A 14,146-nucleotide genomic window follows, 5' to 3' on the forward strand; every position below is an offset into this window, starting at 1 on the left:
TCAAGATGTCCGAATCGGGGAACTCTACGTAATCGAAGTGCCCCATCGGTTGCCCGCGCGCGCCGCCAGGGTGCGCGCCGGTGAGTGGGAACTGTGGCGGCTGCGCGGTTGTCGCTTCCGCGCGGTCGTCACCGCGCTCGACACCACCGTGCGGCCCGCCGTCGTCGAAGCGCTCCGGGTGACGCGCCACAGCGTCACCCGGGTCGACCTGTCCGCCGACCAAGCCGCCGCCCTCGGTCTCCCCGACGGCCGATTCCACTTGCTGGGCATGATCTTCGACGACGACGGCCACCCCATCGAACTGCCCGACCTCGAGCCGATCCACGCCTGTGTCCGCTGGCTCTACCCTCTCGCCGAACAACGCCCGCCCGGCACACACCGTGACATCGACTTCCACCCCGCGCTGTGAAGCACATCGAAAACGTTGTGCCCGTGGATCATTCATATCAGCAGCGGCCCACACCGGATGATTTCGCGCTGGACAGGAACTCGGCCACGGGCGGGAGCACGTCGCGGGAGCGGTCCCAGCAGCCTTGGTGGTCGGCGTCGGCGACGGAGAAGAAGCGCGCCTCGTCGGTGCGCTCGGCGAATTCTCGCATCGGCTCGTGCCAGGGATCGGCCGTACCGGCGTACATGAGTACCGGTATCCCGGCTGTGGCAACGCCGATATGCAGGCCGGGTTCACGAGAGAACATCGCGTAATTGGCGCGGAACGCATCTCGCACGCCGGACGCGATCAATGCGGCCTGGTACGGATCGGCAGCGGCGGCCTGCTCCATTACCGGGTAGGCATCGGTGTCCGGCGGCAGACCCAATTCGGCGAGGGTGGGCTCGACCGCGGACCGGAATCCGCCGACGGGATCGAAACCGCCCGCCACCAGGCACGTCAACCGCTCCGGTGCGTGGGAGGCGACCGCGTACCCGGTCATGGCGCCGAGCGAGTATCCCCAGAACGCGGCACGGTCGACACCCACGTCATCGAGAACGGCCGTCACCGACTCCACTCGGCGTTCCAGTCGATAGTCCTCGGCACGCGTGGGCGCGTCACTGTCGCCCAGACCCAGCGGATCGACCGATATCACCGTGAAATCGGAGACGAGAGCTCTGGTGTACCCGCTGATCTGGAACGCAACGGACTTGTCACCCGCACCGTCCATCCGGACTCACCACCCCGCGTCGAATACGCCACCACGCAACTGGTCGAAGACATCCGAGAACCGCTCGAAGCGCTGACCGACTGGGCCAGGATCGCAGCCCCCGCTATCAGCGCGGCACGCAGCAGCTTCGACAACCGAGAAAGAAACAGCTCCAACCCATTACAGGACACGACTTAGGCCGGATCGCCTGCGGCGCGAGGGGCTGGACTTCGGCGGTGCGGACGCGGAATCGGTCGGCGAGCTCGGCGGCATGGATCCGGTGACCACGGTGTGCCGGGTCTGCCACGGCAGGCGGTATCGCCCCGAAGTGCTCGGCTACACGGTGCGCGGGGCGTCGATCGCCGACGTGCTCGACATGACCGCGTCGGAGGCCCTGGGGTTCTGGCGCGGGCGCGACCGCATCCTGACGCCGTTGCGAGCCCTGTGCGACGTCGGCCTCGGGTACCTCACCCTCGGCCGCTCGCTCAGCTCGCTGTCCGGCGGCGAACGCCAGCGCCTGAAGCTCGCCGATCACCTGCACCGCCGCGGCGGGGTGTACGTGCTGGACGAACCGACGACCGGGCTGCACATGGCCGACGTGGACACGCTGATGGCGCTGCTGGACCGCTTGGTGGACGGCGGCAACACGGTGATCGTCATCGAGCACGACCTCGAGGTGGTCGAACGGGCCGACTGGGTCATCGACCTGGGGCCCGAGGCGGCAAGCACGGTGCCGAGATCGTTTTCGCGGGGACGCCGGGCGACCTCGTCGCCGATCGGCGGTCGATCACCGCGGATTACTTGCGCCGCCATCTCGCCACCGCGGCCTGACGACCTCCAACCGAAACCTCACGCACCCGCCGAGGGCGCCCGACACTCGGCAGAGGCGGGTCCGTCGAGCAGAACCGGGACACCGCGCAGACTGCCGGATTCCTGGTGGAGCGGCTCGAACGCACGGACTACATGGAGCGCGCGCCCCGAGCCGGCGGACGACGCGCGGCGGGTTCGGCTCACCGAGAGTGGCGCTCGTCCTGCTGAACGGGACGACGGGTACGCACCTCCGACGCGCACGGGCAGGCTGAAAGGCGCGTCGATGCTGTGCCATTCGCCCGGCACGCCGGTGTGCCGTTCATCAGGCACGCCGGTCGTCGGCCCGCGTCCCCGCCGACCGCGGTGGTGAGTCGAGAACGTGAACCCGAAGGAGTGACATGACGATCGGAGTGGAGCCCGTGGAGCGACCCGAACGCGCCGCCCTGGAGAGCACCGCACCGTCCGTTGCCGAACTCGACGGCACCTGCGCGCTGGGCCGTGACCGCATCGGCGGCAAGGCATGGAGCGTCGACCACATGCGGGCGCTCGGCCTGCCGGTGCCGCCCGCGTTCGCCGTCACCACCGAGGGCTGGGCCGACTTCCGCGCGCGGGGTGCGCTGAGCGAGGAGATCTGGCTCCAGGTGCGGGCAGGCGTCGCGGCGCTGGAGCGCGGCACCGGGCGACGCTTCGGCGACGCCCAGCGCCCGCTGCTGGTGTCGGTGCGTTCCGGCGCCGCGGTGAGCATGCCCGGCATGATGGACACCGTCCTCAACCTCGGCATCAACGACGAGGTGGAGCGGGCGCTCGCCGCCGAGACGCGCAACCCGGGGTATGCCGCGGACACCCACCGCCGATTCCGCTCGCAGTACCGCGAGATCGTGCTCGGCGACCCGCAGGGCGCGGTCCCGAGCGACCCGTGGGAGCAGCTGCGCGGCGCGGTCGCCGCGGTCTTCCGGTCCTGGGATTCCGCGCGGGCCAAGACCTATCGCCGCAGCCGCGGCGTCTCCGACGACCTCGGCACCGCGGTGACGGTGCAGGCCATGGTGTTCGGCAATCTCGACGCGCTCTCCGGCACCGGCGTGCTGTTCAGCCGCAACCCGAACACCGGCGAGCGCGTCGTGTTCGGCGAATGGCTGGTCGGCGGTCAGGGTGAGGACGTGGTCTCCGGCCGCACCACCCCGCGCCCGCTCGACGAGCTCGCGGTCACCATGCCCGACGTGCACGAGCAGCTGCTCGCCGCCGCCGACCTGCTGGAACGCGACGGCCGCGACATTCAGGACATCGAATTCACCGTGGAATCCGGCAGGCTCTGGCTGCTGCAATCGCGGCCCGCGAAGCGCTCGGCCCGCGCCGCGGTGCGCGCCGCGGTCGCCATGGCGAGCGAAGGGCTCATCGATCCGGCGACGGCGCTGCGCCGCGTCGACGCCGAGCAGGTGCGCACGGTGCTGCGACCGGCCTCCGGCGCGGAGACCGATCGGCCGCCGCTGGCCCGCGGCGAGTCGGCCTGCCCCGGCCTGGCCTCCGGCGTCGTCGTCACCGATCCCGACGAGGCCGAAACCCGCGCCGCGGCAGGCGAAGACGTTGTTCTCGCACGGCCGACCACCAGCCCCGACGATCTGCACGGCATGATCGCGGCGCGGGCCATCGTCACCGAACTCGGCGGCGCCACTTCGCATGCCGCGCTGGTGAGCCGGGAACTGGGCAGGCCGTGCGTGGTCGGCTGCGGCCCTGGCGTGGTGGCGGCGCTCGCCGGACGCGTGGTCACCGTGGACGGTGGCGCGGGCGCGGTGTGGCTGGGCGAGATCACCGGAAAGGCCGTGGAGCAGAGCGTGATCGAGGACGTGGCGCAGCTCGCCCGCTGGGCCGCGGTGGCTCCTGACGAACTGGTCGGCCTGCTCGCCGAACGGTCCGCCGACGCCGAAAACCCCTCTTCGGCAACGCATTCGACCGAGAATGGACGAATGACAGCAGGGACCTCGCCTGCGTCCGATCACGCTCTGCCGCACACCACCCCGCGCGACGGCCGGACGCAGCAGCACGCCACCCCCGTTCACCTCCCCGCCTCCGACCTCGACCTGCTCCGCCTGATCGGCATCAAGGGCCGGGTCAACCCCGACGCCGTGGCCGACAGCCTCGCGGACGCTGCGGCCGAGACCGCCTGTGCGGATCTCGTCGTCCGCGGACTGTGCGCGGCCACCCCGGTCGGCGTGCGGCTCACACCCGAGGGCCGCGGCGAGCTCGCCCGCCTGCTCACCGCGGAGCGCGAAACGGTGGATGCCACCGTGATCGCGGCGGCCTACGACGAATTCTGCGTGTACAACGCCGAACTCAAGGAGATCATCACCGCCTGGCAGATGAAGGACGCCGCGACCGTCAACGACCACGCCGACATCGCCTACGACACCGCGGTGCTGGACCGGCTGCGCGCCGCGCACGGCCAGGTCGCGCCGCTGGTGCGCCGGATCGGCGAGATCGCGCCGCGGTTGTCGCGCTACGCGGGCCGCCTCGAACGCGCGGTGGAGCGCATCGACGGCGGCGATCACACCTGGGTGGCGCGTCCGATCATGGACAGCTACCACACCGTGTGGTTCGAGCTGCACGAAGATCTCATCGGCCTGTGCGGGCTCAATCGCGCCGACGAGGCCGCGGCGGGCCGGGCCCACTGACGCCATGCACACCGACAGTTCCCCGCGGCGATGGGTCGAGTTCGCCGAGATCGACAACGTTCGCGACCTCGGCGGGCTGCCCGTGCCCGGTGGCGGCGTCACCCGCTTCGGCGCGGTGTACCGCGCCAGCACCCCGCAGCACCTGACCGAGGACGATCTGGTCCTGCTGACCGGCCGGGTGGGTCTGCGCACCCTGATCGACCTGCGCAACCCCGACGAGGTCGAGCGGGAAGGCTACGGCCTGCTCACCGGCGCCGACGTCCGGCTGGTCAACCTGCCCGTGCGCAAGGCGGCGGCGACCACCGTCACCCCCGCCGATCTCGTACCCGACGCCAAGCACTACGACCTGGTGTCGCTCTACCGCGAACTCCTCGACGGCAGCGTCGCATCCGTGCTCGCCGCCGTGCGGCTGATCACCGACACCGATCGGCATTCGGTGGTCTTCCACTGCGCCGCGGGCAAGGACCGCACCGGCGTCCTGGCCGCGGTGCTGCTGGACGCCGTCGGCGTGCCCGCGGAGGTGATCGCGGCGGACTACGCCCTGTCCGGCGAGCGGATGGCGCGGGTCCGCGCCCGCCTCGACGCGCTGCCGTCGTATCACGGGCTGCCCCCGGTGCGCACCGGGATCCTGGCGGTGCAACCCGATGTGATGATCGCGTTCCTCGAACGGCTCCGGGCCGACCACGGCGGCGCGGAGGGTTGGCTGCGCGCGCACGGCCTCGGTGACCGTGAGCTGGCGGATCTGCGCCGGGTGCTCGTCGAGAACTGACCGCTCGCTGGTTCCGCGCGGTCCGCGGCTCGGGCCAACCCGGCCCGCCGCGGCCCGCGCGGCGGGATCATGGTCATATGGCGACGCGCGAAGTGGTGCGAGCGGGCCGGTTCACCAGGATCTACGACCCCAGCGCGGGCGAGGCACACCCGTGGTACATCAACGACCACACGATCGTCCAGGACCGGGACGGCGGCTGGCACCTGTTCGGTATCACCCACCGCGAACCCGCCGATCCGTTCCACGAGATCGAGTTCGCGCACGCCACCGCGCCGGACCTGCACGGTCCATGGACCAAACGGGAGCCCGCGCTCCGGGTCGATCCCGGCTACCACGGCGAAACCCACCTCTGGGCGCCATACGTGATCCGTTCCGGCGCAACGTATTTCATGTACTACGCCGCGGGCGGCGCCGACCGGACCAGGGCGGCGATCAATCTGGCCACCTCCACCGACCTGGCCCACTGGGAGCGCGCGCCGGGCGGGCCGCTGTTCCGCGACGGCTACGACGCCCGCGATCCGATGGTGCTGCGCATCGGCGAGAAGTGGGCGATGTACTACTGCGCGACCGGCACGCCCGCGGGCGGTCATCACGTCGTCGCCTACCGGCTCGGCACCGACCTGTGGCACTGGGGCGAGCGGCACATCGCCTACGCCGATCCGACGATCGGCACCGAGGCGGGCAACACGGAGTCGCCGTTCGTGGTGCGGCACGAAGACCGCTGGTACCTGTTCGTCGGTCCGCGGCCCGGCTACGTCGGCACCGATGTCTTCCGCAGCGACAACCCTTTTCGCTTCCGCATCGGTGACAAGATCGGCCACGTGGCCGCGCACGCCGCCGAGGTCGTCCGCGACGCGGGTCGCTGGTGGGTCACCAGCGCCGGATGGGGGCAGGGCGGTGTGCATCTCGCGCCGCTGACGTTCCCGCCGCCGCCCGCGGGCGTCGCCGTGCCGCGCTGACCGAGACGCGCCGCGCAGGCTCCCCGCTCGGTGACGATCCCGGCTCCGATTCGCCGAAAGAGGCCGATTCGGCTGGGTGGCCTGGTATCTGTTGAACGAGTCGACTATCCGCCCACCCACCGCGGGGAGGTAACGGCATGGCCCGTATCGGCGTGATCAGTGTTTCCGACGGCCGCGACTATGTGCACACCGGCATCACGGACTTCATCCGGACCACCGAGGACCGCCTCGTCGACGCCCTGACGGCGGCGGGGCACGAGGTGGTGCGCGGCACGGAGATCATCAGCGACAACGCGCTGGCCGGATCGGTGGCGCGCGAGGTGTCCGCGGCGGGCGTCGATCTCACCGTGCTGCACTACGCGGTCTGGGCGTTCCCGCACTTCAGCATGCTCGCCGCGGGCGCGATTCCCGGACCGCTGCTGTTGCTGTCGAACATCGATCCGGTGCAGCCCGGCATGGTGGGGATGCTCGCCGCGGGCGGCGCGCTGGACCAGATCGGCCGCGCGCACACCCGGCTGTGGGGCGATCCGGCGGATGCCGCGCTGATCGAGGCGATCGGGGTGCGGGCCACCGCGGCCGCGGCCGTCTCGGCGTTGCGCGGCAGCACTTTCGGACGCATCGGTGGGCGGCCGATGGGCATGAACACCGCCGTCGCGAACACCGATCAGTGGCAGCAATTGTTCGGCATCGACGTCGAGGAGATCGACCAGTGGGAGATCGTGCGGCGGGCCGAGAGCGCCGACGCCGGTGAGGCGAAGGCCGCGCGGGCGTGGCTGGAGCGCCACGCCACGGTGCACTACGACGGCGCCAAACTCACCCCGGAGCTGCTCGAGCGCCAGATCCGCTCCTATCTGGCGATGCGCGAGCTGATCGCGCAGTGGCGGCTGGACTTCTCCGGCATCAAGGGCCAGCCGGAACTCACCCAGTATTTCGCGACCATGGACGTCACCGAGGCGTTCCTCAACGACCCCTACGACTGGAACGGGCCCAAGGACACCCACGTCTGCGCCACCGAGGCCGACATGGATGGCGCGCTCACCATGCAGCTGCTCAAACACCTCGCGGGCACCCCGGTGCTGTTCGCCGACGTCCGGCACTACCACGCCGACCGCGACATCTGGGATCTGTGCAATTCGGGCCAGCACGCGACCTGGTTCGCCGCCCGCAGCGCCGATCCGGCGGAGAACCTCGCCAGGGTGCACCTGTACCCGGAGGTGTTCTTCTTCCCCGCGGGCGGCGCCTCGGTGCACCATCTCGCCGCGCCGGGCACGATGACCCTGGCGCGGCTGACCCGCAAGGACCGCGACTACCGGATGCAGCTGATGCTCGGCGATTTCGAGACCTACGACGAGCAGACCAACGCATCGCTGATGAAACAGTCCACCAGAGAGTGGCCGCACGCGTTCGCCCGGCTCGACGCGCGCGCCGAGGATTTCCTGTCCCGCTTCGGCGCCAATCACATTCACGCCGTCCCCGGCGACCACCGCGCCGCGGTGCGCGCGACCTGCGACCTGCTCGGCATCACGCTCGACGAGTTCTCCCGCGTCCCGTCCGGCGATCCGCGATGACGCGCGGTCGCGCGGAACGGCGGTGAGCCGATGTTCCTCGGCGTCGATATCGGCACCTCGGCTTCCAAGGGTGTGCTGGTGCGCGCGGACGGCACAGTCGTCGCGAGATCCGAACGCGCCCACGCCGTCTCGACTCCACGCCCGGGGTGGGTGGAGCACGACGCGGAGACGGTGTGGTGGTCGGAATTCGCCGCCATCACCGCGGATCTGGTGGCGGCGGCCGACGGCGAAGGGATCGACGGGCTCGCGGTCTCCGGCATCGGGCCGTGCCTGCTGCCCGCCGACGGCGCCGGCAATCCACTGCGCCCGGCCATCCTCTACGGCGTCGACACCCGCGCCACCCTCGAAATCGCGGAACTGAACGCGGAATTCGGCGCGGACAGCGTGCTGGAGCGCGCGGGCTCGCCGCTGACGAGTCAAGCGGTGGGGCCCAAACTGCGCTGGCTGGCCCGGCACGAACCGCAGGTCGCCGCCCGCACCGACCTGCTGCTGATGGCGAGTTCCTTTCTGGTGCACCGGCTCACGGGCCGGTACGTGCTCGACCACCAATCCGCCAGTCAGTGCGTGCCGCTCTACGATCTGCGCAAGCGGGCGTGGGCAGCGGACTGGGCCGAGGCGGTGGCGCCGTGGCTGACGCTGCCCGAGCTCGCCTGGCCCACCGAGATCGTCGGGCGGGTGAGCGCGACCGCGGCGGCGGCGACGGGACTTCCCGCGGGCCTACCGGTGACCACCGGAACCATCGACGCCTGGGCCGAAGCCGAGAGCGTCGGGGTGCGCGCGCCGGGCGACGCCATGATCATGTACGGCACCACCCTGTTCCTGGTGCAGGTGCTGACCGAGCCCGTCCCGCATCCCGGCCTCTGGGGCACCTGCGGAACCTGGCCCGGCACTTACACTCTCGCCGCGGGAATGGCCACCTCCGGCGCGGTGACCGAATGGCTGCGCGATCTGGTCGGCGGCGACTACACCGAGCTGGTGACCGAGGCCGCCGCGGTGCCCGCGGGCAGCCGGGGCCTGCTCGCGCTGCCCTACTTCGCGGGCGAGCGCACGCCGCTGTTCGATCCCGACGCCCGGGGCGTGATCGCGGGACTGACACTGCGCCACGGCCGCGCCGAGCTGTACCGAGCGGCGCTGGAATCGATCGCCTACGGCGTCCGGCACAACCTGGAGGCGATGACCGAGGCGGGCGGGCAGGCCAGGCGGCTGGTCGCCGTCGGCGGCGGCACCAAGGGCGGACTGTGGACGCGGATCGTCTCCGAGGTCACCGGACTGCCCCAGCAGCTACCCGCCGACACGATCGGGGCCTGCCTCGGCGACGCCATGCTCGCCGCCACCGCGGCCGGTCTGGACACCTCGGCGTGGAATCCGGTGGCCGACACCGTCGTCCCCGATCCGGCCCGCACCGCCGCTTACGAGCCGTACTACCGGCGCTATCGCGAGCTCTACACCGCCACCGCCCAGATCGCGCATTTCCTGGCCGCCGAACAACACAGGGCACACCCGCCTTCCTGATCCCGGAGCGTCGTGCCAGGATGCTTGAGGCAACACCGGCAGGGAGGACCCGCATTGCCCACAGTGACCTTGACCCAACACAACTTTCACCAAGTCGTCAGCAGCAACCACATCGTGCTGATCGATTGGTGGGCGGGCTGGTGCGGGCCGTGCCGCCACTTCGCGCCCGTGTACGAGGCGTCCTCCGATCAGCACCCCGACATCGTGCACGGCAAGGTCGACACCGAGGCCGAAGAGGCTTTGACGGCGACGGCCCAGGTCGACCGTTTCCCGACGCTGATGGCCTTCCGCGAGGGCCTGCTGGTGTTCAACCAGCCGGGTTTCCTGCCCGCCGCCGATCTGGAGGAGGTCGTGCAGCGTGTGCTCTGGCTTGACATGGACGAGGTCCGCAGAGAACTGGCCGCGCAGGGCGGAACCGCGCCGCAGGCCGAGCCGGTCGCCGCGGCTCCGGTGGGCGCGGCGCGCCTCGCGGGACCGGCCCGCGGGCCCGCGCAGTACGGCTGGCCGGGGCTGTGACCGCGGCCGGGTCGCCACAGGAACTGTGGCGGCTCGACGCCGCCCGTACCCGGTCGATCAGCGCCGAGAACCCCACCGGTGCACCCGGCGCGGGAGCCCGCGCCACGGAGGGCACCGGCGCTCATGCCGCTCGCCACCTCGGCCCAGGATGGAAGGTCTCGCCGTCCATCCACTTGGAGCCCGGCGCCACCGCCACCCTGGCCGACATCGCGGGCCCCGGCGTGATCCGGCACTTCTGGCTGACGACCGACCGCACCGCGCTGCGCGAACTGACCCTGCGCATGCACTGGGACGACGCGCCGCGGGCCGCCGTGCGCCTGCCGCTGGGCGACTTCTTCTGCAACGCCTGGGACGAGCTCGCGCTGGTGAACTCGGAGATGGTGGTGGTGGCGCCGGCGGGCGGACTGAACAGCTACTGGCCCATGCCTTTTCGGCAGACGGCGCGGATCGCGCTGCACAACGGCGCCGACCGCGCCGTGCCGGTGTACTACCAGATCACCTACACCGAAGAGGACGTGCCGGAGGAGGCAGGCTACCTGCACACCCAGTGGCGGCGCAGCGCGCCGTTGGGCAGCCCGGCGGTGCACACCATCCTCGAAGGCGTCGCCGGACGCGGCCGCTATGTGGGGACCTATCTCGCCCTCCGGCCGGGCGATCCCGGGTGGTGGGGCGAGGGCGAGCTGAAGTTCTACCTCGACGGCGACTCCGAGCACCCGGGCATCTGCGGCACCGGCACCGAGGACTACTTCGGCGGCGCGTGGAACTTCGACATGGACGGCCGGTACCGGACCTACTCGACGCCGTATCTCGGCCTGCCCCAAGTACTTCCGCCGGACCGGTGCTACGAGGCCGAGCAGCGGTTCGGCATGTACCGCTGGCATGTGCGCGACCCGATCTGCTTCCACAGCGAACTGCGCGTCACCGTGCAGGCGCTCGGCTGGTCCGATCCGGGCACCTACCTTCCGCTGGAACGCGCCGAGATCGCCACCACCGCCTGGTGGTATCAGGGCTGACCGGGCAGCTCCGGCGCGGCGGCGTCGAGTCCGTCCATCAGCTCGTCGGCGCGCGCCAGCGCCAGGTCCAACCCCGCCCCGAGATCGTCGAGCATCGTCAAACCGCCCAGCAGCCCGGACAATTCGCTGCGCACCCGCTCGAGCTCCTCGATCGCCGGATCGACCGGCGACCACACCACGCCCTCCGACCAGCCCGACGCGTCGTCCAGCCAAGCGCACAGCACGTCACGCACCAGGCAGTGATCGGAGGTGAACACCTCGAAGCGCCGCGGGTCGTCGCCGCGGCGGTGCTGGAGTTCGTACATGCCGTCGGACAGGCGACGGGCCCGGATCCACTCCCGTTCCCCCCTGGCCATCTCCAGGAACGGCTGCTCGGCGGCGCCGCGTTCGGCGGGCGCCGCCGTCGAATCGAGGTCACCGGCTGGTCGACTGGGGTCCGCACGCACCGGGTCAGTCTGCCCGATCGTGGCCGCGAATACTCGAAATGCACCGCCGCACGCCGGTCCGGGTGCATGGTAGATGGATGCGCGCGGTGGTCATCGAGACGCCAGGTCGTTGTTCCGTGCAGACCGTGCCGGACCCGTCGCCGGGTCCGGGCGCGGTGGTGGTGCGTGTCGCCGCGGTCGGCATCTGCGGCACCGACGCGCACATCATGGACGGCGAATTCCCCCCGACGCCGTATCCGATCGTGCCGGGACACGAATTCGCGGGCGAGGTGGTCGCCGTCGGCCACGAGGTGGTCGGCGTCGCGGTCGGTGATCGGGTCGCGGTGGATCCGTCGCTGTTCTGCGGCGCGTGCCACTACTGCGCGATCGGCCGCGGCAATCTGTGCGAGCGCTGGGGCGCGATCGGCGACACCGTGGACGGCGCGATGGCCGAGTACGTCGCTGTCCCGGCCGCCAACTGCCACCGTCTGCCGGACGCGGTCTCGCTGAGTCACGGCGCGCTGGTCGAGCCACTGTCGTGCGCGGTGCACGCCTTCGACGTGCTCCCCCGCGCGCTCGGCTCGCACTATCTGCTCTACGGCGCGGGCACCATGGGCCTGCTGATGTTGCAGTTGGCGCGGGTGGCGGGCGCGGCCTCGGTGTCGGTCGTGGATCTCGATACCGCGCGGCTGGCGGTGGCCGAGAAGCTCGGCGCCGACGCGGTCGGCACCGACGCAGACGACTTCGATCGCCCGCACGGATGGGAGGTCGTCATCGACTGCACCGGCGCGATCGCCGCGATCGAGGACGGCGTGACCAGGGTCCGGCGCGGCGGGGTGTATCAGCAGTTCGGCGTCGCGCCCGGCGCGGCGACCGCCGCCATCTCCCCGTTCCGCGTCTACAACGACGAGATCACCATCGTCGGCTCCATGGCGGTGTTGCACAGCTTCGGGCGGGCGGTGGAGTTGATGGGTAAAGGCGTGATCGACGCCGACACCATGATCACCCACAGTTTCGCGCTCGGAGAATTCGGCGACGCGTTCGAGGCATTCCGCGCGCGGGCGGGCCGCAAGATCCAGATCCGGCCGGATCGGTCCGGATGACGCGGGTGGCCGGGGTGGACAGCTCCACCCAGTCGTGCAAGATCGTCGTCTGCGACGCGGCGACCGGCACGGTGCTGGAGCGAGCCACGGCCCCGCATCCCGACGGCACGTCGGTGCCCGCCGAGGCCTGGTGGGACGCGCTCCATGCCGCGGGCGACGGGCTGCTCGATCGGGTCGACGCGATCGCGGTCGGCGCGCAGCAACACGGCATGGTCGCGCTGGACGCCGACGGCGCGCCGGTCCGGGACGCGCTGCTGTGGCACGACACGCGCTCCGCGTCGGCGGCCGAGGAACTCGTCGGCGAGCTCGGCGGCCCGCAGCGGTGGGCCGACGCGGTGGGCAGCGTGCCGGTCGCCTCGTTCACCGTCGCCAAGCTGCGCTGGTTCGCCGATCACGAACCCCGATTGGCGGACCGTACCCGGCGGATCCTGCTGCCCCACGACTACCTGACCTGGCGGTTGCGCGGCCCCGACGCCGAACCCGTCACCGACCGTGGCGACGCCTCCGGCACCGGTTACTGGTCCCCCGCCGAGGGACGCTACCGAGAAGACTTGGTAGCGCTGGCTTTTCGCGGACGTACCCCGCAGCTGCCGCGGGTACTCGCGCCCGCCGAAGCCGCGGGCCGCACCGCGACGGGCGCGCTGGTCGCGGCAGGCACCGGCGACAATGCCGCGGCCGCATTGGGATTGGGCCTCGAACCCGGCGACGTCGTGCTGTCGCTCGGCACCAGTGGCACCGCCTACGCGTGTGCGGGCGCCCCCAGCGCCGACCCGTCCGGCGCCATCGCCGGGTTCGCCGACGCGACCGGCGCGTTCCTCCCGCTGGTCTGCACGCTCAACGCGGCACGAGTGCTGAGCTCCGCCGCGCAACTCCTCGGCGTCGATCTTCCCGGCCTGGAAACCCTTGCCGCCCAGGCTCCTCCGGGTGCGGACGGATTGGTGCTGCTCCCGTACCTCACCGGCGAGCGCACCCCCAACCTGCCGCACGCCACGGGCAGCTTGCACGGCCTGTGCCCGCGCACCATGCTCCCCGGGCACCTCGCGCGCACCGCCTACGAAGGCATGCTGTGCAATCTGGCCGACGCCCTCGACCGCCTCGTGGCCACCGGCATCAGCCCACGCCGCATCCTGCTCATCGGCGGCGCCGCCCGCTCCGCCCTCGTCCGGGAGATCGCCGCGCAGATCGTCGGCCACCCGGTCACCGTTCCCGAACCCGAGGAATACGTCGCCCTCGGCGCGGCCCGCCAAGCTGCCTGGGCCCTCGCGGGCACCGCCGCTCCCCCGCGCTGGCCGACCCGCACCGCCGCCGAAATCCCCGTCTCCGCGGACGACGCCGCCACCGGCCGCATCATCCGCGACAGCTACGCCCGCGCCAGGGACGCGCTCTACGGCTGAGCCGGTCCGATGCCCTCGAGCAGGGCAGATCTCGGCCGATCCGCGATACCGCAGCACCCGACGGCGACGCGCGGCGGCGTCGTCGTCCGCGCGCCCGTCGCCGACATCCCGGCCCGCGCCGAGCACACGCACAACCTGCTCGACATGGCGCAACGCCTCGGCGTCACCGGCGCGCTGCACCGCTTCCCGGATCTGGCGCTCGAATACCAGCTGACCCGGCCGGGGCCGGGCCGCGATTCCTCGCCGCGCTGCTCGACCCGCTCGACGAACACCCG

At 71.5% G+C, this 14,146-nt stretch carries 13 protein-coding genes and 1 pseudogene; 12 read left to right on the top strand and 2 right to left on the bottom strand.

Annotated elements, in window-relative coordinates; translation table 11 throughout:
* Positions 1–37: 37 nt before the first annotated feature.
* Complete coding sequence (locus AC3ERS_RS34295) at positions 38–409, top strand: hypothetical protein (RefSeq protein ID WP_431972315.1); 372 nt, start codon at positions 38–40, stop codon at positions 407–409.
* A gap of 37 nt (positions 410–446) precedes the next feature.
* On the opposite strand, the gene AC3ERS_RS34300 is transcribed toward AC3ERS_RS34295, so the two are convergent.
* The gene (locus AC3ERS_RS34300) at positions 447–1,157 is read right to left on the bottom strand and encodes an alpha/beta fold hydrolase (RefSeq protein WP_431972316.1); all 711 of its coding nucleotides are present in this window, start codon (positions 1,155–1,157) and stop codon (positions 447–449) included.
* Here AC3ERS_RS34300 and AC3ERS_RS34305 point away from each other — a divergent pair.
* The 9 genes and pseudogenes from AC3ERS_RS34305 to AC3ERS_RS34345 all read left to right on the top strand — a co-directional run bounded on the left by AC3ERS_RS34305 (position 1,122) and on the right by AC3ERS_RS34345 (position 10,949).
* On the top strand, positions 1,122–1,334 hold the full coding sequence (locus AC3ERS_RS34305) for a winged helix-turn-helix transcriptional regulator (protein WP_431972365.1): 213 nt from the start codon (positions 1,122–1,124) through the stop codon (positions 1,332–1,334). The two genes, AC3ERS_RS34300 and AC3ERS_RS34305, sit on opposite strands and share 36 nt — an antisense overlap.
* Before the next feature lie 73 nt (positions 1,335–1,407).
* The gene (locus AC3ERS_RS34310; protein ID WP_431972317.1) at positions 1,408–2,316 is read left to right on the top strand and encodes an ATP-binding cassette domain-containing protein; all 909 of its coding nucleotides are present in this window, start codon (positions 1,408–1,410) and stop codon (positions 2,314–2,316) included.
* 28 nt (positions 2,317–2,344) lie between these two features.
* Positions 2,345–4,612, top strand: coding sequence for a pyruvate, phosphate dikinase (locus tag AC3ERS_RS34315; RefSeq protein ID WP_431972318.1), 2,268 nt, complete (start codon positions 2,345–2,347; stop codon positions 4,610–4,612).
* A 4-nt stretch (positions 4,613–4,616) separates the two neighbouring features.
* Positions 4,617–5,381 carry a tyrosine-protein phosphatase gene (locus tag AC3ERS_RS34320; protein WP_431972319.1) on the top strand — a complete coding sequence of 255 codons (765 nt, stop codon included), beginning with the start codon at positions 4,617–4,619 and terminating at the stop codon, positions 5,379–5,381.
* Positions 5,382–5,458: 77 nt separating this feature from the next.
* Positions 5,459–6,340 (top strand): glycosyl hydrolase family 32, encoded by an 882-nt coding sequence (locus tag AC3ERS_RS34325; RefSeq protein ID WP_431972320.1) that lies wholly within the window; start codon positions 5,459–5,461, stop codon positions 6,338–6,340.
* A gap of 137 nt (positions 6,341–6,477) precedes the next feature.
* Entirely contained in the window at positions 6,478–7,908 is a 1,431-nt protein-coding gene (locus AC3ERS_RS34330) for an L-fucose/L-arabinose isomerase family protein (protein WP_431972321.1), read from the top strand.
* A gap of 30 nt (positions 7,909–7,938) precedes the next feature.
* Complete coding sequence (locus AC3ERS_RS34335; protein WP_431972322.1) at positions 7,939–9,420, top strand: FGGY-family carbohydrate kinase; 1,482 nt, start codon at positions 7,939–7,941, stop codon at positions 9,418–9,420.
* Between the two features lie 54 nt (positions 9,421–9,474).
* Positions 9,475–9,828, top strand: a pseudogene (locus tag AC3ERS_RS34340) (thioredoxin family protein); the annotation flags it as partial.
* Positions 9,829–9,932: 104 nt separating this feature from the next.
* Entirely contained in the window at positions 9,933–10,949 is a 1,017-nt protein-coding gene (locus AC3ERS_RS34345) for a glycoside hydrolase family 172 protein (protein WP_431972323.1), read from the top strand.
* On the opposite strand, the gene AC3ERS_RS34350 is transcribed toward AC3ERS_RS34345, so the two are convergent.
* Complete coding sequence (locus AC3ERS_RS34350) at positions 10,940–11,395, bottom strand: hypothetical protein (RefSeq protein WP_431972324.1); 456 nt, start codon at positions 11,393–11,395, stop codon at positions 10,940–10,942. The two genes, AC3ERS_RS34345 and AC3ERS_RS34350, sit on opposite strands and share 10 nt — an antisense overlap.
* 77 nt (positions 11,396–11,472) lie before the next feature.
* Between AC3ERS_RS34350 and AC3ERS_RS34355 the strand changes: the two genes are divergently transcribed.
* Both AC3ERS_RS34355 and xylB read left to right on the top strand, forming a co-directional pair.
* Positions 11,473–12,477, top strand: coding sequence for a zinc-dependent alcohol dehydrogenase family protein (locus AC3ERS_RS34355; protein ID WP_431972325.1), 1,005 nt, complete (start codon positions 11,473–11,475; stop codon positions 12,475–12,477).
* A complete protein-coding gene (gene xylB, locus AC3ERS_RS34360; RefSeq protein WP_431972326.1) occupies positions 12,474–13,871 on the top strand; it encodes a xylulokinase in 1,398 nt (465 codons plus the stop codon). Before AC3ERS_RS34355 ends, xylB begins: the two co-directional genes overlap by 4 nt.
* The last annotated feature ends 275 nt before the right edge of the window (positions 13,872–14,146 follow it).

The organism is Nocardia sp. bgisy134 (assembly GCF_057708325.1).

What these genes read in the sequence shown, in the direction of transcription:
- AC3ERS_RS34300 (WP_431972316.1), bottom strand. Translation starts at nt 1,157, where the DNA reads ATGGACGGTGCGGGTGACAAGTCCGTTGCGTTCCAGATCAGCGGGTAC.
- AC3ERS_RS34310 (WP_431972317.1), top strand. Translation starts at nt 1,408, where the DNA reads ATGGATCCGGTGACCACGGTGTGCCGGGTCTGCCACGGCAGGCGGTAT.
- AC3ERS_RS34315 (WP_431972318.1), top strand. Translation starts at nt 2,345, where the DNA reads ATGACGATCGGAGTGGAGCCCGTGGAGCGACCCGAACGCGCCGCCCTG.
- AC3ERS_RS34320 (WP_431972319.1), top strand. Translation starts at nt 4,617, where the DNA reads ATGCACACCGACAGTTCCCCGCGGCGATGGGTCGAGTTCGCCGAGATC.
- AC3ERS_RS34325 (WP_431972320.1), top strand. Translation starts at nt 5,459, where the DNA reads ATGGCGACGCGCGAAGTGGTGCGAGCGGGCCGGTTCACCAGGATCTAC.
- AC3ERS_RS34330 (WP_431972321.1), top strand. Translation starts at nt 6,478, where the DNA reads ATGGCCCGTATCGGCGTGATCAGTGTTTCCGACGGCCGCGACTATGTG.
- AC3ERS_RS34335 (WP_431972322.1), top strand. Translation starts at nt 7,939, where the DNA reads ATGTTCCTCGGCGTCGATATCGGCACCTCGGCTTCCAAGGGTGTGCTG.
- AC3ERS_RS34355 (WP_431972325.1), top strand. Translation starts at nt 11,473, where the DNA reads ATGCGCGCGGTGGTCATCGAGACGCCAGGTCGTTGTTCCGTGCAGACC.
- xylB (WP_431972326.1), top strand. Translation starts at nt 12,474, where the DNA reads ATGACGCGGGTGGCCGGGGTGGACAGCTCCACCCAGTCGTGCAAGATC.